15 protein-coding genes and 2 tRNA genes are annotated in these 21,268 nt (G+C 69.3%); 7 read left to right on the forward strand and 10 right to left on the reverse strand.

Annotation, left to right across the window (positions count from 1 at the left end):
• Positions 1-18 precede the first annotated feature (18 nt).
• Both HC362_RS17155 and HC362_RS17160 read right to left on the reverse strand, forming a co-directional pair.
• On the reverse strand, positions 19-4,920 hold the full coding sequence (locus tag HC362_RS17155; protein ID WP_243084817.1) for a PAS domain-containing protein: 4,902 nt from the start codon (positions 4,918-4,920) through the stop codon (positions 19-21).
• 368 nt (positions 4,921-5,288) lie between these two features.
• Complete coding sequence (locus tag HC362_RS17160) at positions 5,289-5,813, reverse strand: SSI family serine proteinase inhibitor (RefSeq protein WP_243084818.1); 525 nt, start codon at positions 5,811-5,813, stop codon at positions 5,289-5,291.
• A gap of 314 nt (positions 5,814-6,127) precedes the next feature.
• Between HC362_RS17160 and HC362_RS17165 the strand changes: the two genes are divergently transcribed.
• Positions 6,128-6,217, forward strand: a tRNA-Ser gene (locus HC362_RS17165).
• A 238-nt stretch (positions 6,218-6,455) separates the two neighbouring features.
• Positions 6,456-6,528, forward strand: a tRNA-Arg gene (locus HC362_RS17170).
• Positions 6,529-6,613: 85 nt separating this feature from the next.
• Here the strand turns inward: HC362_RS17170 and HC362_RS17175 are convergent.
• From HC362_RS17175 to HC362_RS17200, 6 genes are all read right to left on the reverse strand, one after another.
• Complete coding sequence (locus HC362_RS17175; RefSeq protein ID WP_243084819.1) at positions 6,614-7,879, reverse strand: site-specific integrase; 1,266 nt, start codon at positions 7,877-7,879, stop codon at positions 6,614-6,616.
• Positions 7,879-8,061, reverse strand: a complete 183-nt coding sequence (locus tag HC362_RS17180) for a helix-turn-helix domain-containing protein (RefSeq protein ID WP_243088654.1) — start codon at positions 8,059-8,061, stop codon at positions 7,879-7,881. Before HC362_RS17180 ends, HC362_RS17175 begins: the two co-directional genes overlap by 1 nt.
• Positions 8,058-9,521 (reverse strand): replication initiator, encoded by a 1,464-nt coding sequence (locus HC362_RS17185; RefSeq protein WP_243084820.1) that lies wholly within the window; start codon positions 9,519-9,521, stop codon positions 8,058-8,060. The genes HC362_RS17180 and HC362_RS17185 overlap by 4 nt, the downstream gene beginning before the upstream one ends.
• A 115-nt stretch (positions 9,522-9,636) precedes the next feature.
• Positions 9,637-10,293, reverse strand: coding sequence for a DUF2637 domain-containing protein (locus HC362_RS17190; protein WP_243084821.1), 657 nt, complete (start codon positions 10,291-10,293; stop codon positions 9,637-9,639).
• A gap of 49 nt (positions 10,294-10,342) precedes the next feature.
• Positions 10,343-11,722, reverse strand: coding sequence for an FtsK/SpoIIIE domain-containing protein (locus tag HC362_RS17195; RefSeq protein ID WP_243084822.1), 1,380 nt, complete (start codon positions 11,720-11,722; stop codon positions 10,343-10,345).
• Positions 11,719-12,078: a hypothetical protein gene (locus HC362_RS17200; protein ID WP_243084823.1), complete on the reverse strand. Its 360-nt coding sequence runs from the start codon at positions 12,076-12,078 to the stop codon at positions 11,719-11,721. Before HC362_RS17200 ends, HC362_RS17195 begins: the two co-directional genes overlap by 4 nt.
• A gap of 158 nt (positions 12,079-12,236) precedes the next feature.
• Between HC362_RS17200 and HC362_RS17205 the strand changes: the two genes are divergently transcribed.
• Entirely contained in the window at positions 12,237-12,710 is a 474-nt protein-coding gene (locus HC362_RS17205) for a GntR family transcriptional regulator (protein ID WP_243084824.1), read from the forward strand.
• 955 nt (positions 12,711-13,665) lie between these two features.
• Here the strand turns inward: HC362_RS17205 and HC362_RS17210 are convergent.
• Together HC362_RS17210 and HC362_RS17215 are read right to left on the reverse strand one after the other, a co-directional pair.
• Positions 13,666-14,031, reverse strand: coding sequence for a DUF6415 family natural product biosynthesis protein (locus HC362_RS17210; protein WP_243084825.1), 366 nt, complete (start codon positions 14,029-14,031; stop codon positions 13,666-13,668).
• Between the two features lie 117 nt (positions 14,032-14,148).
• Entirely contained in the window at positions 14,149-15,354 is a 1,206-nt protein-coding gene (locus HC362_RS17215) for a helix-turn-helix transcriptional regulator (RefSeq protein ID WP_243084826.1), read from the reverse strand.
• 114 nt (positions 15,355-15,468) lie between these two features.
• Between HC362_RS17215 and HC362_RS17220 the strand changes: the two genes are divergently transcribed.
• The 4 genes from HC362_RS17220 (at position 15,469) to HC362_RS17235 (ending at position 21,193) form a co-directional block, all read left to right on the forward strand.
• Positions 15,469-15,945 carry an NUDIX hydrolase gene (locus HC362_RS17220; protein WP_243084827.1) on the forward strand — a complete coding sequence of 159 codons (477 nt, stop codon included), beginning with the start codon at positions 15,469-15,471 and terminating at the stop codon, positions 15,943-15,945.
• 525 nt (positions 15,946-16,470) lie between these two features.
• Positions 16,471-17,622 carry a hypothetical protein gene (locus HC362_RS17225; RefSeq protein ID WP_243084828.1) on the forward strand — a complete coding sequence of 384 codons (1,152 nt, stop codon included), beginning with the start codon at positions 16,471-16,473 and terminating at the stop codon, positions 17,620-17,622.
• A gap of 196 nt (positions 17,623-17,818) precedes the next feature.
• Positions 17,819-18,190, forward strand: coding sequence for a DUF4440 domain-containing protein (locus tag HC362_RS17230; protein ID WP_243084829.1), 372 nt, complete (start codon positions 17,819-17,821; stop codon positions 18,188-18,190).
• Between the two features lie 870 nt (positions 18,191-19,060).
• A complete protein-coding gene (locus HC362_RS17235; protein WP_243084830.1) occupies positions 19,061-21,193 on the forward strand; it encodes a restriction endonuclease in 2,133 nt (710 codons plus the stop codon).
• Positions 21,194-21,268: the final 75 nt, after the last annotated feature.

The raw sequence follows: 21,268 nt of genomic DNA on the forward strand, positions 1-21,268 counted from the left end.
GGGCAGCCTCCGCCCCGGTCAGTGGGCGCCGATCTTCGTCAGCAGGTCGACGATCCTGGACTGCACCTCCGGGCTGGTGGAGCGCTCCGCCAGGAACAGCACCGTCTCGCCCGAGGCCAGCCGCGGCAGCTCGCCCGGATCAAGGTCAGCCGAGGTGTAGACGACGAACGGGGTGCGGTTGAGTATCCCGTTCACCCGCAGCCAGTCGATGATGCCCGCGCGCCGTCGCCGCACCTGCATCAGATCCATCACGACGAGGTTCGGCCGGACCTGCGCTGCGACCTGCACCGCTTCCGAGTCCGTCGGCGCGTGCGCGACCTGCATACCGCGCCGCTCCAGCGTCGCCGCGAGCGCTGCGGCGATCGCCTGCTGCTCCTCCACGAGCAGCACCCGGGGCGGGTGCTGCTCACTGTCGCGCGGCGCCAGCGCCTTCAGCAGAACGGCCGGGTCGGCACCGTAGGCCGCCTCCCTGGTCGCCTGCCCCAGCCCCGCCGTCACCAGTACGGGTACCTCGGCCGCCACCGCGGCCGTCCGCAGCGACTGGAGCGCCGTCCTGGTGATCGGCCCCGTCAGCGGGTCGACGAACAGCGCGGCCGGGTAGGCCGCGATCTGCGCGTCCACCTCCTCGCGCGAGTGCACCAGCACGGGGCGGTAGCCGCGCTCGGAGAGCGCCTGCTGGGTGGAGACGTCCGGCTCCGGCCAGACCAGCAGGCGCCGCGGGTTGTCGAGCGGCTCGGGCGGCAGCTCGTCGTCCATGGCGTGCGGCGGCACCCCGAATCCGCGTCCGTCCGTCATCTCGACGGGGCTGTCAGGACCGTCCAGCGGCTCCGGACCTTCCGTCACCTCGGAGCCCGCGGCCGCGCCGGACGCGCCGACGGCGAACTGCTGCGGGCCGGTGGGGGCTGTGGGGCCTGCGGGGCCTGTGGGGCCTGCGGGATTGGCGGGGCTTGCAGGGCCCATGGTGCCCGGGTGGCTCGCCGGGTCGGCGGGCGCGGTCGGGTTCGCGGGGTTCGTCCGGACCGGGTGGCCTGTGTCGGATTGCGGCGTCGGCATGGGCATCGGCATCGGGCCCGGCATCGCACCGGGCTGCTGCCCGTGCTCCTGGCCCTGTCCGTGGCCCTGGCCTTGGCCTGGTGGCTGGCGCAGAGCAGGGGGCTGTGCCTGCGTTCCGGGAGCCGCGCCCTGTGCCGGACCCACCTGCCCCGGTGGCTGCCCCGGTACCTGTCCGGACGTGTCCGAGGGAAGCCCGGGGAGCCCGTGCTGGGCGCCCGACTCCGACTGGCCCGGCCCAGCGGACCAAGGCTGTGCCTGACCGGGAGCGTTCCCGCCGAGCGTGCCGGGCCGCGACTGTCCGGACGGTCCCGCCTGGCCTCCGCCGTGCGGAGGTTCTGCCGACTGCGCCGCACCGTCCTGCGCCGGACCTGAAGCCGTGCCGCCCTGTGCCCGCTCCTCCGGCGTGGCCAGCTTCCGGCGACGGCCGGAGCCGGGAGGCGGCGTGGCGGCGCCACCGGCCGAGGGGGGCGAAGCCTGAGGGGCCGAGTGGGCGGCTGGGGCGGCGTGCGCTGCCGGGGTGGAGGGGGTGGACGGTATGGCGGAAGCGGCCGACGGTGCCGAGGACTGCGCCGGGGGCCACTGCTGCGCGGCGGACTGCTCCGCCACCCGTTCGGCGAACGGCACCCCCTGCCCCAGCGTCCGTACGCGGGGTCCGGGATCGGTGCCGTACGCGCCTGAACCGGGCGCCGTGCCCGACTGCGGAGCCGGCTGCGGCTGCTGGAACGCCCCGCCGCCCAGGATCGGACTCGCGGCGACGACCGAGTGCTCGCCTCGCTGTGGCTGCCCGCTCTCCTGCTGCGCTTCCGGAGCAACGTCGTTCGGACTCGGGTCCGCGTTCGGGTCCCCAGCGGCCGGGATCGGGTTCGCGTTCGGGTCGGTGCCGGGCACCGGTACGGCCTGCTGCATCTCCGGGGCCGTGGCCGACGGGGCGGTCGGCTCCACCTCGGAGGCGGCGGGCGGGAGGGCGAACGGCGCGTGGTGCGGGCCCTGCTGGGCCTCGGCCGCGGCCTGCGCCCGCGCGCGGGCCGCCGCGATACGCCGGGCCCTGCGCCCGCCTCCGGCGGCCGGCAGTTCGAGACCGTCGGCGGACCCGCCGCCCTCGGCGCCGCTGGCTGCCGCGCCCGCTTCCTGCGGCCCCGGTGCTTGCGCCGCCACGGGCCCGGCTACGACGTCCTGGCCCGTCTCCGCACCCTGCTGCGGGGCGGGCCCTGTCTCCGTACGCTCGCCCAGCGCACGCCGCGCACGGCGACCCGTGCCCTGCGCGGGTACGGGCGCTGGCGCGCCCCCTGCCGCGCCCGCTCCGGCGCTGCCCGGCGTCCCTGACTCCCCCGACGGGAGCTCCAGAGCACCGGACGCGGTGCGGGCGGCTGTACCGACCCCGACGGACGCCTGCTCATGCTGTTCCTCGGCCGGATTCGGCCGTGCGCGCCGACGCCGCCCGGTGGGCCGGGGCATGGCCGAAGCGTCCTCGTACTCACCGTGCGGGACGGCCGACAGGTGCTCCGCGACCGGCGAACCCGCTGCCGCACCGGTGCCGGTGTCGTTCCCGGTGCCGTTGCCGGGCTGTGCGCTTCCGTCGGAGGGGCGCGCGGGCCCCAGCGCGCGCGGCCCCAACTCTGTCTGCGCCGGCTCGGGCTGCGGCAACTGTGGCTGCGCGTGGACGCCGAGGCCGCCCTGACCGCCGCCGTCACCCCTGCTCCCGCCACCGCTGGTGCCGGTGGAGGCGGAGGCGGACGGTCCCGGCCCCAGCTCGATGCTCCGGCGCGGATCGGGCACGGGGGCGAGCGCACCCGCTGCCTGCCGCGGCTCACCGGCCGGCTCCAGGGCGGCCGCCGACGCGCCCTCGGCCGCGCCGTGCCCCGGACCCCCGCCCGGCGCCTGCCCCTGCCCCTGCCCCTGCCCCTGCCCCTGGCCGCTGTCCTGCTGCGGGTGCCCGGTCGTGCCCCGCGCCGGGGCGGACGGTACGGGCATCACCGTCGTCTCGCCGTGCTCCGTGCCGGGCACGACGCTCGGCACCCCGAAGGCGCCCTCGCCGCCCTGCGCGGCGCCACCGCCGGCGTGGCCGCCGGGGCCGCCGTGACCACCGCCGCGGACGTGGCCTCCGCCCGTGGAGCGGCCCGCACCGGTCGAGCCGTCCCGGCTCTGTCCCGTACGGCCGCCTCCGCCCGTGCTGTCCGTGTTGCCCGCCGCACTGCCCGCGCCGTCGGTTCCGTTGCTCCCGTGCGTGCCGTTCGAGCCGTCGGTTCCGTTGGCGCCGCTGGTTCCGTTCGTGCCGTTAGCGTCGTTCGTACCGTTCGTACCGTTCGTGCCGCTCGAGTCGCCGGGGCCGGGCTTGCGGGCGCGGCTGCCCGGCTGGCGCGTCGTGTTGCCGACCGCCTTGACCGGGACCTCCAGCACATACGCGCTGCCGCCGGCCGAGCCCGGCACCTCGTGGGTCTGCAGCACACCGCCGTGCCGGGAGACGATGCCGCGGACCAGCGGCTCGTGCACCGGGCTGCCACCGCTGTGCGGGCCGCGTACCTCGACGCGTACCACTTCGCCGCGCTGGGCCGCGGCGACCACGATCGTCGGGTCGACACCGGGCGGCGGCGCGGCGGTCGTTCGGCCGGTGGCGTCCACACCCGCCACATCGGCGATCAGGTGCGCCAGTGCCACGGCGAGCCGTTCCGGGTCCACCTCGGCCTCGATCGGCGGCGCGTGCACGGCGAACTGGGCGCGGCCAGGGCCGATCAGCTCCGTAGCCCCCTCCACGCCCGCGGAGACGACGGCGTCCATCGGCACCGGCTCGGTCCGCAGCCGCTCCTGGCCGGCGTCCAGCCGCTGGTAGCCGAGGACGTTGTCGACCAGTGTCGTCATCCGGGCGTAACCGGCTGACAGGTGGTGGAGGATCTGGTTCGCCTCCGGCCAGAGCTGGGCCGCGGGGTCGGAGGTCAGCCCGGACAGCTCCCGCCGCAGCTCCTCCAGCGGCCCGCGCAGCGACTCCTCCAGCACGGCCCGCAGCTGGGTCTGGCGCGCGGCGACGGCGTCGTACGGGCGGCGGTCGGCGAACGTCAGCACCGCGCCGACCAGCTGCTCGCCGTCCCGCACCGGTGCCGTCGTCATGTCGACCGGCACCGCCCTGCCGTCCTTCGCCCACAGCACCTGCCCGGCCCGCACCCGGTGCTTGCGGCCCGAGCGCAGGGTGTCGGCCAGCGGCGTCTCCTCGTACGGGAGAGGGGAGCCGTCGGGCCGCGAGTGGTGGACGAGGGGATGCAGCTGCCGGCCGCCGAGGTCGCTGGCGCGGTAGCCGAGGATCTGGGCCGCCGCCGGGTTGACGAGCACCACCCGGCCCTCGGCGTCCACGCCGACGACGCCCTCGGAGGCGGCACGCAGGATCATCTCCGTCTGCCGCTGCTGGCGCGCCAGTTCCGCTTCGGTGTCGAGGGTGCCGGTGAGGTCGCGTACGACCAGCATCAGCAGCTCGTCGCCCGTGTACCCGCCGCCACCGGGGTGGTCGGCGAACGCGGCCTCGAACGCGGAGGCGTAGGGCGTACGTCCGTCCTCCAGGTTCGCGCTGGTCACCTCGACCGGGAACTCGCTGCCGTCCGTACGCCGCGCCACCATCCGGGTCGGCTTCTGGCGGCCCTGCGTCTGTGCCGCCTCGTCCGGACGCCGCATCGAGCCCGGGATGCGCTTCGAGTCGAACTCGGGCAACAGGTCGAGCAGTCCGCGCCCCACGAGCGCCGTGCCAGGCGTCTCGAAGGTCTCCAACGCGATGGCGTTGGCGTTCACCACCGTGCCGTTGCAGTTCACCAGGAGCAGCGCGTCGGGCAGTGCGTCGAGTATGGCGGCGAGGCGAGCAGCGCCTCGGGATGGCCTGCTGCTCACGGCGACAATTCCCTCCTGCTGACCTCAGGTGCTCGTGACCTTCCGCCCGTTTCTTCCCAGTTGGTCCGGTGAGGTCACGGCTGCCAGTCTGCCGCTCACCCCGGGCGTGTCACTAGGGGGGAGTCTACGGGCCGCACTCCTGGGTGCGGCGGCGGATGCGAGGGACACCACCCGTGCGGTACGGCGTGGAGGGCCCGCCCCGCTGGCCCCGTCGCCCAACGGGCGGCGCACAGCGGCGAGTAGCGGCGAGCGCAACGGCGAGCGCAACGGCGAGCAGCGGCGAACGGGCCCTCGACGCTCCTCCCCGACCTGTCCTGTACCGCCCCGGACCGTCCCGTCACGTCACGGACTGACCCGGATCGGACGGCTCAGGAGGACGTCGCGGGCAGCGCCGGAACGAGACTGTTCCACCGCGCTACCTCGCACCCGTTGGTCCGCTTGAAGTGCGCGTCGATCTTCCGGCCGCGCCAGGTGCCGGTCACATGTGCCGTCGCCGGCCCGCCGTAGATCATCGTGCACGTCGCACCCTTCGGTACCGGCTTGAACGGGTCCCGGCCCTTGGAGGTCGCCCGGTCGAGTGCCGCACAGGCCCGGTCCGGCGACGCGTGCCTGCCCCCTGACGGGTGACAGCGGAGGGTGTACGACCCGTCGTTCGCGGCCCTCCCGCTGTGGGAGACGGTGAAGGTGAGCTCGTCGGCGCGCGGAGCAGCCGTGGTCGTGACGTCACCCGCTGTGGCCGAGGGCGCCGAGGGCCCGGTGGGCGGGGCCGTCCCCGCGGCCACGGCCTCCGGTGCCCCGAGGAGGGAGAGCAGGCCGGCCGCCACCGAGGTGACGGCGGTGAGGGTGAGAAGGGGGCGGATACGGGGAAGTACGGGGGCGGTACGACGCGGCATGGCTGGCTCCAGAGGCTCGAGAGCACGCTCCGCCTGGCTGGACGGAGCGGCCCTTCCCGATGGGGTGGGAGGAGGGTGGGGGCGCCGCGAGTACGCCCCCCACTCCCTAACGCGGCTGCGCGCCCGCCGTTGCGCGGGCGGACCCGTCCGGGCGCAGCGCACGCCCCGTACGGCCGCACGCCCGCACTGCCGCTTAAGGCTTTGCCCAGGGGTCCGCCGACCGAGTACGGTAGGGGCCGATTGGAGACAGCCCCCCGGGCTGTGCCATCATCAGCACACACTTCGTCGCCCCTCCGGGCGCACCGAGTGTGTCTGGAGGCTTCGCCTAGTCTGGTCTATGGCGCCGCACTGCTAATGCGGTTTGGGGTGACCCCCCATCCCGGGTTCAAATCCCGGAGCCTCCGCTCACGATCTCCGGATCCCGTGCGACCACGGATCTCAAGATCACCGAAGCCCCGGCCTCGTCCGGGGCTTCTCTCGTTTCTCCGCCTTCCCCCGCGCCACCTCTCTCCCCCCGGGGTCATCGGGAGCAGCGTTTCCGCAGGTCACAGCGGGTGAACCAAACGGATTTCACCTGGGCCCGCAGGTCATGTAATGTTGTTCCCGCAACGCCGCCCGGCAAGAAAAACCGCCGGAAAGCAAGCGCTCGTAGCTTAACGGATAGAGCATCTGACTACGGATCAGAAGGTTGCAGGTTCGAATCCTGCCGAGCGCGCAGCAGGTGAGAGCCCCGTTCGGTATCGAACGGGGCTCTTTGCGTATTCGGTTGACGGCAATGTTGACGGCAGCCGCCTAGTGGATCATGACTCTTCCGGGTCGTCCCGGTCGGTGTCTTCGCTGAGGGCGTCGCCCAGCCGTCCGATCGCGTCCCGCTGCTCGTCCAGGCGCACGAACGTGTAGATGTCCATGGTCACCCGGATCGAGCTGTGCCCGAGCACCTGCATGATCGTCCGTGCACTGGCGCCCTGCTCGTGCAGCAGCGAGGCACAGGTGTGCCGCAGGTCGTGAAACCGGACCTTCCGCACGCCCGCGCGCGCCGACAGCGCCTGGAACGAGCGGTTGAGGTTACGGGGCTCGATGGGGGTGCCGTTCTTCGTGGTGAAGATCAGCCCGCTTCCGTCGCCCCGCCACTTCTCTCCTGCCAGCCGCTTGTCCGCGAGCTGCTGTGCCCGCTGGGCACGGAGCGCAGTGACGCACTCACGCGGGAGGGGGATGCGACGCGCGGACCGCTGCGTCTTGGGCGGGACGATGACCAGCTCACCGCCGACCCTCTGAAGCGCCTGCCGCACGGTCAGTACGCCCTCGAACAGATCCACGTCTTCCCACCGCAGCCCCAGCAGCTCACCCCGCCGCAGGCCGAGCCGTACGGCCAGTTCGTACGCGGCCCATAGCCGATTGCCCCGGGCAGCAGCCAGGAGCTGTCGCCCCTCGGCGGCCGTGAGAGGTTCGATCTCGCGCTTCGTGCCCATGCTCAGCTCCACGTTCTTCGCGACGTTCCGGGGCAGCTCGTCCTCGCGCACGGCGTGTTGAAGGGACGCCCGGAGGATCACCAACAGGAAGCGGACCGTGCGGTCTGACGGCACCTTCCGGCAGCACTGGCCGAGGGCGCAGCAGCGCTGCTTGGCCTTGGGACGGGTCTTGTCCTTGCTCTGCGCACAGCACTGGCAGGTCTGGGCCGTCTTCACGAGGAAGGCCCGGATGTCCCGGGCGGACAGCCGCGCGATCTTCTTCTTCCCGAGCCCCGGCGCGATGTAGTTGCGGACCAGCGATTCGTAGTTGACGTAGGTGGTCTTGCGAACCTTGACCTTGGCCACGTGCGTGAGCCAGTACGTCAGGTACTCGCTCAGCGTCATCTTGCTCGCGGCTATGGGCAGGCCGCTGTGGGAGTTCGCCTTGAGGCGAGTGAGCTTGTCGTGGGCGTCGTCCCAGGTATTGCCGTATACGCTGCGCCGCTTGTACGTGCCGTCCGTGGCCAGGACGTAGGCCGTGCCTTCCCAGCGCCCGTCCTTGCGTTGGTAGATGCTGCCTTCGCCGTTGACGTTCCTCTTGGCCTTGGCTTTGGCCATCAGGCGGCCTCCCGTTCGGTCTGTCGTGAGATGTAGTCGTGCAGTGCGGTCTCGGCGATGCGGCGGCAGCGGCCGATGGTGAAGGAGGCCAGCTCTCGGGAGCGGATCAGGTTGTAGACCGTCCAGCGGCTCACTTGGAGCCGGGCGGCGACTTGGTCGACGTTGAGCAGTCCGGTAGTCACAGCCACGGGTCTCCTTCCGTCTTGCGGCGTTGGTCTTCGTCTCGGGCTTGGGCGATGTCGTGGCGGACCTGGGCGGCGATGAGTTCTTCACCGGGGCTGTAGCCGGAGGCCAGGTACTTCCAGTGCGAGACGACGAGGGTGGTCTCCTCCTCGATTTCTGGGGGTGCGCCGGCCGTTTCTGCTTGAGCTGTTCGCCAGGCCCGGCGGACGTCGCGGAGAGCGCCGAGAGTGGTCGAGTAGCGGCGGGATTTGCTGGAGAAGTGGCCCCGGAAGCCGAGCATGTGAGCCCAGCGCCAGAGCTTGAGGTGCGCGAATTCCGGCAGGTGGCCGAGGGCCCAGGCGGTGCGGATCATCTGGCGTGCGTGGCGGTGCACGGGCAGAGAGGCGATGCGTTCGCTCTGGCCTGTGCCGTCGCAGTCGTCGCACAGGTCGCGGAAGCCGTCCGGGCCGAGGACGTAGCCGTGTCCGGTGCAGCGGCGGCAGCGCAACGGCCGGTCGACGGTGCCGGAGGCTTCGGCGCTCTTGGTGGCGTACTTGGCGACGTAGGCGGCGACTTTCTGGTCGGTCAGTTCGCCGTCGCCCAGGGCCGCGATCTCCCGGATATCGAGCTGGCGGCCCCAGCGCAGTTCGCGTTCTCCGATGGCATCGGACGAGACCGTGAGTACGCAGCGTTTGGCGGCGCTGGTGATCGCGTGGGTGAGTGCGTCAGTGGTGGCCCAGGTCGGCGGTGCGTCGGTGTGGCCGTCGGGACCGTCGAGGCGGACCACGGCATGGAAGTGGACCAGGCCGCGCTTCTGGTACTCGGCCACCTTGGCGAAGGAGACCTTGAGTGCTGCGTTCAGCGCCTTCTGCGTCATGCCCAGGTGCGCGGCCAGCTCCCGGCGCAGGTAGGTGGTGAAGCGGCCCCAGAGGGCGCCAGCGTGTGCGTTCCACAGCACGGCGCCGGAGTAGTCGTAGCTGGCCGGGTCCAGCGGTGTGCCCAGCTCCGGTGCATCTGTGGAGTGGACGGTGCCGCAGCGGCAGGGCAGGGCCTTGCCCGCGTCGGTCGTGCGGCGGTTGTGCACCGGGCCGAACGAGGGGGCGGTGAGGGTGGCGAAGACGCGAGGGTGTTCGCGCACGGTCTCGGGCACGGTCTTGCCGCCGGACAGTCCGGCCTTGATCAGGTGGTAAGTGTCGGCCGCATAGAGGCGTGAACAGGATGGGCAGCGGGAGGCGCGGCGGTTTCCGCAGGCGGTCAGCAGTCGTCCGGTCGGTTCGTCGGCCGTCGAGTAGGACCGAAGAACGGTGCGGGTGTCGGCGTCGAGGGTGGCCGTTCCGCCGACGAGGTTGACCGGGTGGGAGCAGCCGCGGACTTGGCGGATCTGGTCCTGTACTCGGTCGAAGTCCGGCCGCTGGGCGAGCCCGAGGAGGTCCCGGAGGGCCAGGCTCGCCAGGTGGCGCAGGGACGGACGGTCGTTCACGGGGAGCTGTGTCCTTTCATGAAGGCCCTGGGCAGCCCAGGGGAGGACCGGGGCGCGGCCCAGGGCATGACGGACCGCGCCCGGTCGGGCAGGGGAGGTATGGAACGCCGGAGTGTCAGGCGGTGAGTTGTGCGTGCGCGGCGGTGGCCAGCGGCAGCGCGACGCCGAGCCGGGTGCGCAACTGTCCAGCTGTAATCGGTCGGCCGTGCTCGGCTGCGTAGGTGGCAGCGATGGAGCGGGCCGCTTCCATCAGCGGCTCGGGCACCGCAACGCCGTCTCCCTTCGGCTGCTCGGGTGGTGCTGGCGGAGCGGGGGCAGGTGCCGGAGCGGGGGCGGGTTCTTCAGCGGGTTCGGGTGGGGGCGCCGGCCGAGTTGCGGCGTGGAGCTGGCGCAGGAGTTGCGGGCCGACCGCTCCCCAGCCGAGGAGGAGCACGGGCGCCACGGTGTCGACGGCAGCGCGCCCGTAGTGTCCGGCGAGGATGGGTTCAGCGACGTTGAGGGCCAGCGTCAGCAGGCCGGACAGGTGCATCAGACGGGTAGCGCCCTTGAGCTGATGAGCGGGCACGCCGCGCAGCGACAGGTACCAAAGAGCCACCAGGAGACCGGTCACCGACAGGTCCACCATCGGGGCGATCAGGGGCGCGATGGGTCCGGGGACGCCGAGGCGGAGCGCGAGAGCCCAGACGTTGCCGAAGGAGAACACGAACGCCAAGCCCGCGATGATGCCCATGACCACGACCACCGTGCGCTGCGTGATCCGGTTCTCTGCCATAGGGGTGTCACCTCCTCTCACTCTGCCGTTGGGACGAGGACAAGGGGAGTCAGGCCGCTTCCGCGCCGTCGTCCTTCGTAATCCGGTCCCGTAGCAGGACGCTCGGACCGGCGAGCGCGTGAAGGAGTTCGGCCGGGTCGCGGGTCAGGTGGGCGGTGTCGGCGGCGATACGGGCCGCATCCGCGTCGGCCACGAACGGAGTGCGGATACGGGCGAAGCCCGGACGGCCCTGGTGAGCCATGGAGGCCACGCCGACGTAGGCCGGGTCCTGAAGCGCGGTCGGGTTGGCGTCCGGCCAATTGCGGATGTCCTCACCCAGGGCGACGACCGCCGCGTCAGCCGTCTTCTGCGCGAAGGACAGCCCCACCGGGCACACGTCCCGGATGAAGGTGGGAATGGCGTCGCCGGTCGCCTTCTGCGTTGCGATGAGCACCAGCATGCCGACGCTCCGGCCCTTCTTCACCAGGTCCTCAACCAGCCGGGCGTTCTCGGCAGCCAGCGCGGCCAGCTTCTTCGTCTGCGCGTCCGACCCCTTGTAGTCGCGGAAGTAGGTATGCGCCTCATCCACGACCAGCACGACCAACGGCCATGCGTCCGAGGGCCCGACATGCCACATGTTCTTGACCCCGAGCGCACCCCGGATGGAAGCCGAGCGGGCACGCCGCAGCTCCACCAACCGCTTGAACAATGCGTTCGCGTCGTCCAGGTCGTCCCCGACGAAGGCGAACCCCCGCTGTGCCAGATCGGCGTAGTCGCCCTCATGGGAGGAAGTGACCTTGCCATCCGCGAAGGCGAACTGAACCGCCGCCGAGGGCGCGGTGTCGCAGATGAACCGATTGACGAGAGAGGTCTTCCCGAAGCCGGGCAGACCGGCGATGGTGACGCCGGGCACGTCCGACAGGTTCACGCTCACCGGCTGGGCGTACTCATCCAGCCCCAGGTGCCATCGGGCCAGCTCTTCCGGTACTTCCCCGGTCGGGACGTGCTCAGTGGGCACGATGAGCGGGTCCACCCGCACACCACGGACGATGAGCTGTCCCGGCTTGTCGGGCAGGACCGAGACGCGCGTACACCGCCAGGCGTCCGCCAGGTACGGGGCCGCCTTCTGGAACTCCGCCAAGCTCACCTTCGGCACACACGCCGCACGGACCACGACCCCGTACCGGTCCGCGCGGACCTTGATCTTGGGAATGATCACCCGAGGCTTGGGGACCTTCCCGTCCTGTGAGATCACCACCGCCGGGGGCGTCTTGTCCTGCACCGACAGCCCCGCCATCGGAGCCAGCCGTCGCCAGCCGAAACGCACCCGGACCGCCTGACGGATACTCGCCCGCGTCATCCGGTCGGCCCGCACGTAACGCACCAGCCACCACAACGCCCATATGGCGCTCAGGGCCAGGACCGCCCCGGCCAGGTCAGCCGCCCTCACTTGCCCGCCTCCCCGAACTGCGGGGCGCCCACCAGCTCAAGCGAGCTAGCGCGGTAGGCGATCCCGTCGGAGAGCTGGCCGTTGAAGATTCGGGCCCACGGGATCGCGAACAGGTCCACGGGCCGGACCGGGACGCCCAGGTTCAGGCCATCAGGCAGTCCCGACTTCGGAACGGTGATCTTCATCTGTTCCGCACGGCCGTCCTCCATGAGGAAGACCGTCAGCGTGAACAGGTCCTCACCGGTGTCACGATCCTGAGCGATCTTGCCCGTCTCCTGGTCCGCGATCTTCGGCACCGGCAGCGTGCCAACCATGAACATCGTGGACGGCAGGAGCCCCACGCGAATGCGCGCCATGTGTCAACTTCCCTTCTGGTTCCCCGGGGTGGTTCGCCCGGCGGGGCACCAACTCTCACCTAGCTCGGCTAGCTATGTCAAGCGAACTAGCTATCTGAATTGAGGGGAGATTGCTGGCTGTCTGTGATAGGTGGGCTAACCCGGGCTACCCTTGGGCCATGACGCCGCCGCCTCACGACACACGCCCGCCCTACCAGCAGGCCGCCGACGAGATCCGGAAAGAGATCAAGTCGGGCAAGCTCAAGCCGGGGGAACAGCTCCCTTCGCACCGGGAGCTCCAGGAGCGGTTCGGCGTCGCCAACATGACCGCCCGCAGCGCGCTGCGCGTCCTGCGCGACGAAGGGCTGATCTACACCGTCCAAGGGCGCGGCAGCTATGTAGCCGACGCCGTTGTCACCCAGGACGGACAAGTGACGGCGGTCGTCGAAGCCAAGAGCTACAAGCGGCCCGAGGCAGCCAGGGAGGCCGGAGGGCCAGCAGCTCCAGACACCTCCGAAGCCACCGGCCCCTACGCTGAAACTCTGCTCGCCATTCGCGACCAGCTACGAACGCTGAACGCGGAAGTCCAGGTCCTTAAGCGGGACGTCGCAGAACTGAAGGAGCAGCGGGGGGAGGGGCACTCGACTCGCTGAGTTGTGCGATATCCGCGCGCAAGCCCTCCACCTCTTGGCAGAGACGGCTGGTCATCGCCGCTATCTCCGCCAGCAGGGCGCATTCCGACTCGCTCAGCGTCCCGACGCTCCTTCGGTCCCCGCACCTCATGATGGTGGTCTCCGGCAGTCCGCACTCTGCCCGGTCTATGCCGTGGTTGTGCGCGTCGTGCATTGCTGTCCTTTCCAGGGCAGGAGCCGAGCTGTTCAGAGTTTCCTTACTGGATCAAGGCGGCCCGCTGGCGCGGGCCGCGCGCGCTGGCGGCCCGTGGCCGCCGCCCGCTCCTGTCTCCGCCCCGCTCGCGTCGCCCCCGGCCCGCTCAGCGCGCAGACCAGCGCATCAACCTGCCAACCCAGCAAGGAAGTCCGGAACGAATCGGCCTCCACGACTCGGCCGACTGGCGAGCGCGCACCAGCAGCACGACCAGGAGCACGACGCCGAGCAGCGCTGTAGTGCGGGCACAGAACACCGGGGAGGCCCGTAGCGCGGCGCCCAGGCTTCGCTGCGGTCTGCGGACCGGTCCCGCAATCGCCAGGTCGCCGGCCGGGGCTACGCGGAGGCGTCTGCGGGTCAAAGATCAGAACTTTGAAAGCGTGGCTGAGGCCGGTGGGTGGCTGAGGGGACCACGTGCAGGTGTTCGGGGGTCTGTCCCGCCGTCGTGGCTGACTTTCCCCGCTTGAGGTATCAGGGGCACCGCATCGACAGCCCAGCGCATACCCGCCTTGATGCTCCGTCCCCGTTGTGGTGTGCACCGTTCAAGTCCTCTTTCATCGCCCTGCGTTCAGTCTGCCGAGGCAGCGTGCGAGAGCACGACGAACGCCCCGGTACCATCGGCACCAGGGTCCTGAACTGGGACTCTCCACCGGACCACCCTTCTCCCGGCCAAGGACTGAGGGGTGGTCCGGTTTCGTATGCGGTTGTCCGGCGTAGTGCCGCTCAGATGTCAGCGGTCGGAGGGGAGTGCACCGCTGCGAGCTCTTCCCCCGCCTGTGCCAACCCGGCGTTCTCCAAGAGGAACCGCAGCGTGTAGCCGAGGCTCTTCACGTGAGAAGTGGCAGTCAGCAGCCCCGGGCCGAGCCCTTCGGCCACCTCGTACGGGATCGTGTCGAGCGTCGAGCGCTTCCGGTACCACTCCCGGGAGCCATGCCACAGGCCGTCGATCTGCTTCGCCGCTAACGGCATCAGCGCCTCGATGTGCCGCACCAAGACGTCATGGAGCGCGCACAGTTCCTCGTACCGGGGCAGCGACGACCGTTGAGCCAGAGCCGTGCTGATCGTTGCTTTGATCTCCGCTACATCCACCGGTCTGCCAACCTCCCGGCGCTCGGGTGCCGTGAACGGGGAGACCGTAGAGGCCCAAAAAGGGGCTGACCCGGAAGAAAATTCCGGGTCAGCCCCTCAGTGTCCGGGTGGCGCCGACTACTTGAGAGCGCCGAGATTCAAGGCTAGTTCGCGAACGTCGCGGCGTCGGCTCCGTCCATTCAGCCGTCGCGCCAGGTCCCGGGCGAACTCGTGCGCCTTCATCTGCTCGGGAGCTGTCCTGAACGCCCGCTTCAAGTGATCCGCCGCTTCATCGGTCCGGCCAGCTTCACCGTAGGCCCGAGCCACGTCAAGGCGCGCCCGTGCCCGCCGCTCCACCGGCAGGTTCCGACCAGGCCGTACGCCCGGAGCTATGTCCACGGCCAGCTGTACGTCCTCGAACTCAAGCGCTGTGGCCAGGCGGTGAATCTCGACGTTCGTCGGACCGAAGGAGGTCCACATCATGTTCGCGTCGGCCCCGAGACGATCAGCAGCCTCATGCGCTTTCCCGATCATCTCGTTGGCCGTCGACCGGTCGCGTATCCGTGCTGCAGCAACAGCCCCGTTCAAGAAGAGAGTGCCGTACAGCGACAGCGCGGTTGGTGAGGTCGTCCACCAGCCTCGCGGGAGGTCGCTGGCAGCGTCCTGCGTGACGTTCACGGCCTCCGACGCCATCCCGGCGCCGAGCTGGACATGGGCGACACAGCGACGCAGCGCCAGCATGATGCCCGGGTCCCCGGTTTCGTTGGCGGCAACGTCACCTTGGTCGGCAGCTGTCCAGGCCAGGTTCGTTTCGCCGAGCTTCCGGAGAAACGCCGCAGTGGCGTGACAGATCAGCGCGAAGAGCTTGAGTGCTTGGACCCGATCCGGTCCCGTGGAGTGCTCGTGGGTGGCCAGACGGGCGTCTGCCAGCAGTGCGGGAAGGCGCGCGGCCAGTCGGGCGTACGCGGAGGACTGGTACAGGTCCCAGACCTCATCGACCTCCACCGCGAGGCGTTCCAGCCGCAGCGGCTCCCGCCCGTCGTAGAGGGAACCGGCCAGCCGCCGGGACTGCATGAGCGCGGCTCGTATGGCAGGAACGCTGCCCTCGTGGGTTCCGTGGTCTTCCAGGAGCGCCGGGGAGCCTTGCAGGTCTTCCACGTGTACGCGCAGGGCTTCCGCCAGGTCCGCCAGCATCTTGACGTTGTTGACCGGGATACGGCCGGACTCCACCCGGTACACCCAGTCCTCGGAGCGGTTCAGCAGCTCACCGAGTTGCCACTGATGCAGGCCACGGCGCTCCCGGTAGAACCGCACGCGCTTGCCGAACGGGAGATGGTTTGCCATGCCTCGCACTCTGGGACCCCCTCACTCTGTGAGCCCGAGTGTCACATGCGTAGCCGTGTTGAGGCAGGTGAACGTCCCACTCACGCCACGGGGCGCGGTCAGTAGGCTCGTGCCATGCCCGAGAACGACCACGAGCAGCGGATGACCCGGCCACGCATGGCCGCAGGCGCGCTGTTCTTCGACGCCCAGGACCGCGTTCTGTTGGTCCAGCCCTCGTACAAGCCGATGTGGGAGATCCCCGGCGGCTACGTCGAGACGGGCGAATCCCCCTTGACCGCCTGCCGACGCGAGGTCGGGGAAGAGCTGGGCATCACACCGCCCATCGGCTCATTGCTGGTGATCGACTGGGCGCCGAACCCCACCGAGGGCGACAAGGTGCTGTACGTCTTCGACGGCGGACACCTCAGCCCGGACGCCGCAGCCTCGATCAAGCTTGCTCCGGACGAGCTACTGGCCGCCGAGTTCCATCCGGTCGAAGACCTCGATCAGCTTCTGATTCCCAGGCTCGCCCGCCGCGTGAAGCGCGCCGTCATCGCGCGCGCTGAAGGTCACCCCGTCTACCTTGAACATGGCGAGCTGCCATCGAGGTAGCCGCTCCTATGTGGTGCCGGCGAATCCCAGCTCGACTGCCACCGTGTCATCTCATGTTCCCCGGACGCTAAGGCACGGGGCGGCCTTCGAAGCCTGTCGGTCGGCTCTGGCTAGGGCTGCAGGAGTCGACACGCACGCTCGCGGCATTGTGGTCAGCCTTCTCTCCTCAGCAAGGGCCCCGCCTACGCCGCGCCAGCGCATAGGCACCGAACCTCGTCTAACCGGCCTGGTTCCAATGACCGGACGCCAGCCACGCCTGACCTGTGACTTCACCGAGTGCCAGGCCCTCGATGTAGCGAAGTGCTGGGTATAGATCCCCGCGCCTAACCATCCGCGAGAACGGAGAACGGAACAGGCGGGCGCAGGGAAGGGGACATGGGCAGGGGAGTCGTCGCATGATGTTCGTGAGCTGTGAGGGAGTCGGCACTCAGTTGTGGAACCAGCGCGTGTGCAGGCAGAAAGGACAACATCGCGACGGAGTGACCACGGAGGCGGGGATAGAGCGGGTGAAAATCGCGACTTCGCATGAGGGAAAAGGAGTTTGTGATGGATGTAAGTGATGAAGAAGGCTGGCGGGATACATTTCACGCTGCAGAGGTCGACGCCGACCCTGACAGCGACCCGGAAGCGCTCAAGGTGGGGCTGCCCTTCGGCTGGAGGTCGGGGATGCTGCGGCCAACGCTTTACGGCACCACACTCCCGCAGGACAGACCTGGTGCGGAAGTGGATTTCCCGCCGGTCGTCAACGGAATTGATTATCTTCTGAGCGTCACGACCCGTCTGGCGGGTAGAGACTCAAGACTCACCCCCCGTGATTTGAAGTACGCTATTCTTCACCTGCAGGCAGCTGCAGAGGTGCTCGTGAAGTACCGCCTTCAGCTTGAGCACTGGAGCCTTGTCTTCAAGGACCCGGGGATGGCAAAAAAGGAAGACCTTGCGAGCGGGGAGCTGTCTAGTTGCACGTTGAGCGAAGCGGGTGAGCGATTACGCCGCATCGTTGGCCTGGCCCTTGACGAGAAGGCCCTCCGTGAGCTGCAGCAGCTCGGCCGCTCACGCAACAAGCTCCAGCATTGGGGACTTTCTGCTCCGGCGCGCGCTGTCGAAGCCCAGGCTGCCAAGGTCCTCGACTTTCTTGTGCGATTCCTCGATGAGCATCTTTTCCCTATCCTAAAGCCCGAGGAGCTCAGCCTCATTGAATGGGATATGGGCCGTATTCGGATGGGATTGACACAGATACAGAGCTTCGTGTCCCAGCGGATGAAACGACTGAATGCTGAGCTGAAAGAGTTCACTGACCGAACTGTCGAATGTCCCGACTGTGGCCAATGGACACTTGTTGTCGGCGGGAGCATTATTAGTTGCCGATTCTGCTCCGTTGAGCGGGACGCTTCGGCAGCCGCTGAGATTTACATGGTCGAGATTGTCACCTTCCCGTCGCCGCCGACCGGCGAGTGGGCGTGGCCCGCACCGTGTCCTGATTGCGGAGAAGTGACTCTTGTCAGCGGTGCAAGGGTGTGCAGCGCCCCCGATACCCCGGGTGATATCTGCTTCCACTGCGGTGAGGAAATCAGCGGCATCGATTTGTGTCAGCTCTGCGGGGTAGCTTTCCGACCTCATGACACCGAAATTGCGTGCTCAGATTGCTTCGCCGAACGGGTCGGAAGGAGGCGACGATAACGAATACGGGAGAGCACTTACCTGTCTGCTGGGTGAGGCGTACTCAGTCCATATGGCACTGGCAGACGCCAAAGACCATGCTTCGTATCTCCGCCGATCCTGCAGAGGAAGTGATACCGGCCACGATGTCGCGAGCGTGTGTGCCGATCTTCGCCAGCTTGGCCAGATTCGAACGACAGATCCTAGGCTCGACTTCATGACTGACGAGGAGGAGCAGTCCGTAAGGGCCGCTATCGACGGTGAGCTACGTCTCCTCGACTCCGATGTTCGCGCGTCACCAGCGCTCGTATCCGAACTCCTGCATCCAGAATTCGTTGAGTTCGGAGCCTCAGGGCAGCGGTGGGATCGAGTGTCGATTTTGGATGCCGTTGTTCCTCCCGCAGACGTACGAGCTCGCCGCATCGTTACCAGCGACATGCAAGCGACGCTGCTTGCCCCTGGCATCGTTCACATCACGTACGTCTCTGATAACGATGGCCGCCGAGCTCGACGCAGCTCGTTGTGGTGCCGTACTCCGGCAGGGTGGCGTCTGTACTTCCACCAAGGCACGCTAGCCGGCGACACGTAGCCGTCCAGCCGCGCCCTGCGCGAGAGGCTGACGGCCCACGTCGTGTCATGGGTCCACGCTCTCGATGACGTCTCCCACCGAGCAGATGACCTCTTTCACGAGCGCGTGAGGGGGGCGCCCAGACGACACGTCGTTTGGTGTGCTGTCGTCGCGAGGGTAGATCACCGTTTCCCCCACGATTGAGTCGCCGCGGCTGACACGAACTCGGTCTCCGCTTCGGAACTCGCCGCTCTCGATGTCCATGAAAACGGCTGTGTCTCCCTTCCGGAAGACGAACACATCCGAAACGATCGCCTTTGCTATGCCACGCACTTTGCAGCCCCCTCACTCTGGGGGCTGAGTATCGCATGCGGGCAGCATTGCCTGGCCTACTTCGATCAGCGTCCCGCAGTGACGGCAGTCCTGACGGCAACGACGACAGCCAACGGCTGTCAGCCGCCGCACATGGCTTACGGATCGCGGGCCCGCAGCGAGCACCGGCGCGCCCTTGCCCGAAGCTACGGATCAGAAGGTTGCAGGTTCGAATCCTGCCGAGCGCGCAGCAGGTGAGAGCCCCGTTCCGATCATTCGGAACGGGGCTCTTTCGTGCCGTACAGCAGCGAAGTACGGCAACCGTGTGGCGGATTATGACGCTTCCGGGGGTTCTCTGGTCCAGGGCTCGGCCGTCCCAGCATGTCGTGCTGCTCGTGCTGTGCGTGCTGTGCGTTGGGCGGCGGGCATGTCTGCCGGCGTGCCCGAAGCGCGGGGTCGGAAGGGCGCAAGCGGATGGGCGGGGTGGTGATTGCCGACTAAAGTTTTCTCATTACTGGTGGTTATGGGGTCGGAGCCAGGTGGATGGGGGCCGGGTTTCGGGGGAGGGGCCTGAGAAGCATGAGCCGTCGCTCCAGTGGGCTGGTCGGGATATGGGCCGAGGCGCAGCGTCAGCAGCAACGTCGGGTGGAGGCAGAAGCGAGGTTCCAGCGGGAACAGGAGCGGCGGCAGCGCGCACATCAGCGGGATCTGGCACGCAGCTACCGCGAGCAGCGGGCGGCGTACCGGCAGCAGCGTGAGGCGGACGCTCGCCGGCGGACGCAGGAGCTGGAAGCGCGGGTCGAGTCGCTCCAGGGGCTCCTCGCGGCGGGGTGCCGGGCTCCGGCGTTCAGGATCGGGTCACTCACCCGCGCCGAGAACATCGAACCGTTCTCGCCGGGGCAACTCGCCCACCCTCTCCGTATGCCGGATCCGAACCAGTACCAGGCACACGGTGGTTGGACAGCAGGCAGGCGCGCTCAGGCGCAGGAGGAGGCGCGTGCCCGGTTCGAGCGCGACTGGCACGCCGCGCAAGCCGCTGAGATGCATCGACAGCAGCAGTTGGCGGAATACCGCCGTCAGTACGAGCAGTGGGCCGATGCCCAACTGGAAGAGATCCGTCGCCACAACGCCGGCATCGCCGAGATGGCGACGGCGCTCCGCAACGGCGATGCTGACGCCGCCGTGGAGTTCTTCTCCGCAGCCCTGTACGCGTCCACCGCGTGGCCGGAGGAGCTTCCGCGTCAGGTCACCGCTGCCTACGACTCCGCGGCCCGACAGTTGGTGCTGAACTGGGAGCTGCCCAAGTACGACGTCGTCCCGGAGGCGAAGTCGGTGCGCTACATGCCCACCGCCGACCAGGACAAGGAGACGGCCCGGCCCCAGACCCAGCGCCGTGGGCTCTACCGCGACCTGCTCGCGCAGTGCGTTCTGCTGGTGCTGCACGACCTGTTCTCGGCGGACGAGTTCGGTGCTCTGGAGTCCGTCGCGGTGAACGGGTTCGTGGACGACCACGATCCAGCCACGGGCAGGCGCGCGCAGATCTTCCTGGCCACGGTCATGGCGTCGCGGACCACCTTCGACCAGTTGCACCTGGAGCAGGTGAGCGCTGTCGACTGTCTCGTGGAGGGGCTCAGGGGCCGACTGTCGAGCCGTCCGGACCAGCGCGCTGCCGTACAGCCCGGTCGGGTTCCCGAGCAGGTCGGCCACGGCCTTGTCACTCACGGGGGTGACGAGGAGCCGGATCTGTACGAGATGGACCCCGTTGCCTTCGAGTCGCTGGTCGCTGAGCTGTTCCGGGCCATGGGCATGCAGGCCGTCACCACTCAGCGGTCGAACGACGGCGGAGTGGATGTCGACGCGCTGGACCCGGCCCCTATCCGCGGCGGCAAGATCGTGGTGCAGGTCAAGCGCTACCGCAACACCGTGCCGCCGACGGCCGTGCGCGACCTGTACGGCACTGTCCAGGGCGCCGGGGCCAACAAGGGAGTCCTCGTCACCACGTCCAAGTTCGGTCCGGGCTCGCACACCTTTGCCAACGGCAAACCGCTGGAACTGGTCTCCGGCACTGATCTGGTCGACCTTCTCCGCCGCCACGGACTCCGTGGCCGGCTCGGCAGCGACGGCCGCACGGAACCGGACCGGTCCACCGCACCGGACTCGGACTGGGTCCGGTCTACGGCACCGGATGCGGCACCGGGCGGGGGACCGGACGCGGGGCCGGAGGCCGACGAGCACAACATCCTGGGCATGTTCTGGTCGGGCGGCGTCGCCTTGGACGTGTGCGCGCTCGTCTGCCGGGGTGGCCAGGTCTTGGACGAAGAGCATTTCGTCTTCTTCAACAACCTGCGGACACCTGACGGCTCCGTTCGCGCGCTCCAGGCCGCCCCGCCCGACAAGGCCGCCCTCCGGGTCTCCTTCGACGTGCTGCCCCAGCGAGCCGACCGGCTCGTGATCGTCGCCGCGATCGATCCCGTCGCCAACCCTTCGGCCGACCTGTCCGGCTTCACGGAGGCGGGCATCCGCCTGCTGGACTCGGCGGGAGACGAACTCGACCGACTGGCGGTCTCGGACGGCCGCCCGGACGAGACCGCCTTGGTACTCGGCTCGTTCAGGCGCCGCGCCTCCGGCGACTGGGAATTCGTCGCCGGAGGCAAGGGCTATCGGGGCGGCCTGGAGCAGCTGGTGCAGGAGTACGGCATCGAGGTCGCCTGACCCCCACCCGTCACGGTCGGCATGCCGCTACGGTGCCGTAGCGGCCTATCGACGTGCCCGTGCCTGTGCCCGTGC

Source organism: Streptomyces sp. 891-h (assembly GCF_022760275.1).
Classification (GTDB): Bacteria; Actinomycetota; Actinomycetes; order Streptomycetales; family Streptomycetaceae; genus Streptomyces; species Streptomyces spirodelae.

What these genes read in the sequence shown, in the direction of transcription:
- HC362_RS17230 (WP_243084829.1), top strand. Translation starts at nt 17,819, where the DNA reads ATGACTGACGAGGAGGAGCAGTCCGTAAGGGCCGCTATCGACGGTGAG.
- HC362_RS17205 (WP_243084824.1), top strand. Translation starts at nt 12,237, where the DNA reads ATGACGCCGCCGCCTCACGACACACGCCCGCCCTACCAGCAGGCCGCC.
- HC362_RS17190 (WP_243084821.1), bottom strand. Translation starts at nt 10,293, where the DNA reads ATGGCAGAGAACCGGATCACGCAGCGCACGGTGGTCGTGGTCATGGGC.
- HC362_RS17200 (WP_243084823.1), bottom strand. Translation starts at nt 12,078, where the DNA reads ATGGCGCGCATTCGCGTGGGGCTCCTGCCGTCCACGATGTTCATGGTT.
- HC362_RS17215 (WP_243084826.1), bottom strand. Translation starts at nt 15,354, where the DNA reads ATGGCAAACCATCTCCCGTTCGGCAAGCGCGTGCGGTTCTACCGGGAG.
- HC362_RS17160 (WP_243084818.1), bottom strand. Translation starts at nt 5,813, where the DNA reads ATGCCGCGTCGTACCGCCCCCGTACTTCCCCGTATCCGCCCCCTTCTC.
- HC362_RS17220 (WP_243084827.1), top strand. Translation starts at nt 15,469, where the DNA reads ATGCCCGAGAACGACCACGAGCAGCGGATGACCCGGCCACGCATGGCC.
- HC362_RS17235 (WP_243084830.1), top strand. Translation starts at nt 19,061, where the DNA reads ATGAGCCGTCGCTCCAGTGGGCTGGTCGGGATATGGGCCGAGGCGCAG.
- HC362_RS17175 (WP_243084819.1), bottom strand. Translation starts at nt 7,879, where the DNA reads ATGGCCAAAGCCAAGGCCAAGAGGAACGTCAACGGCGAAGGCAGCATC.
- HC362_RS17225 (WP_243084828.1), top strand. Translation starts at nt 16,471, where the DNA reads ATGAGGGAAAAGGAGTTTGTGATGGATGTAAGTGATGAAGAAGGCTGG.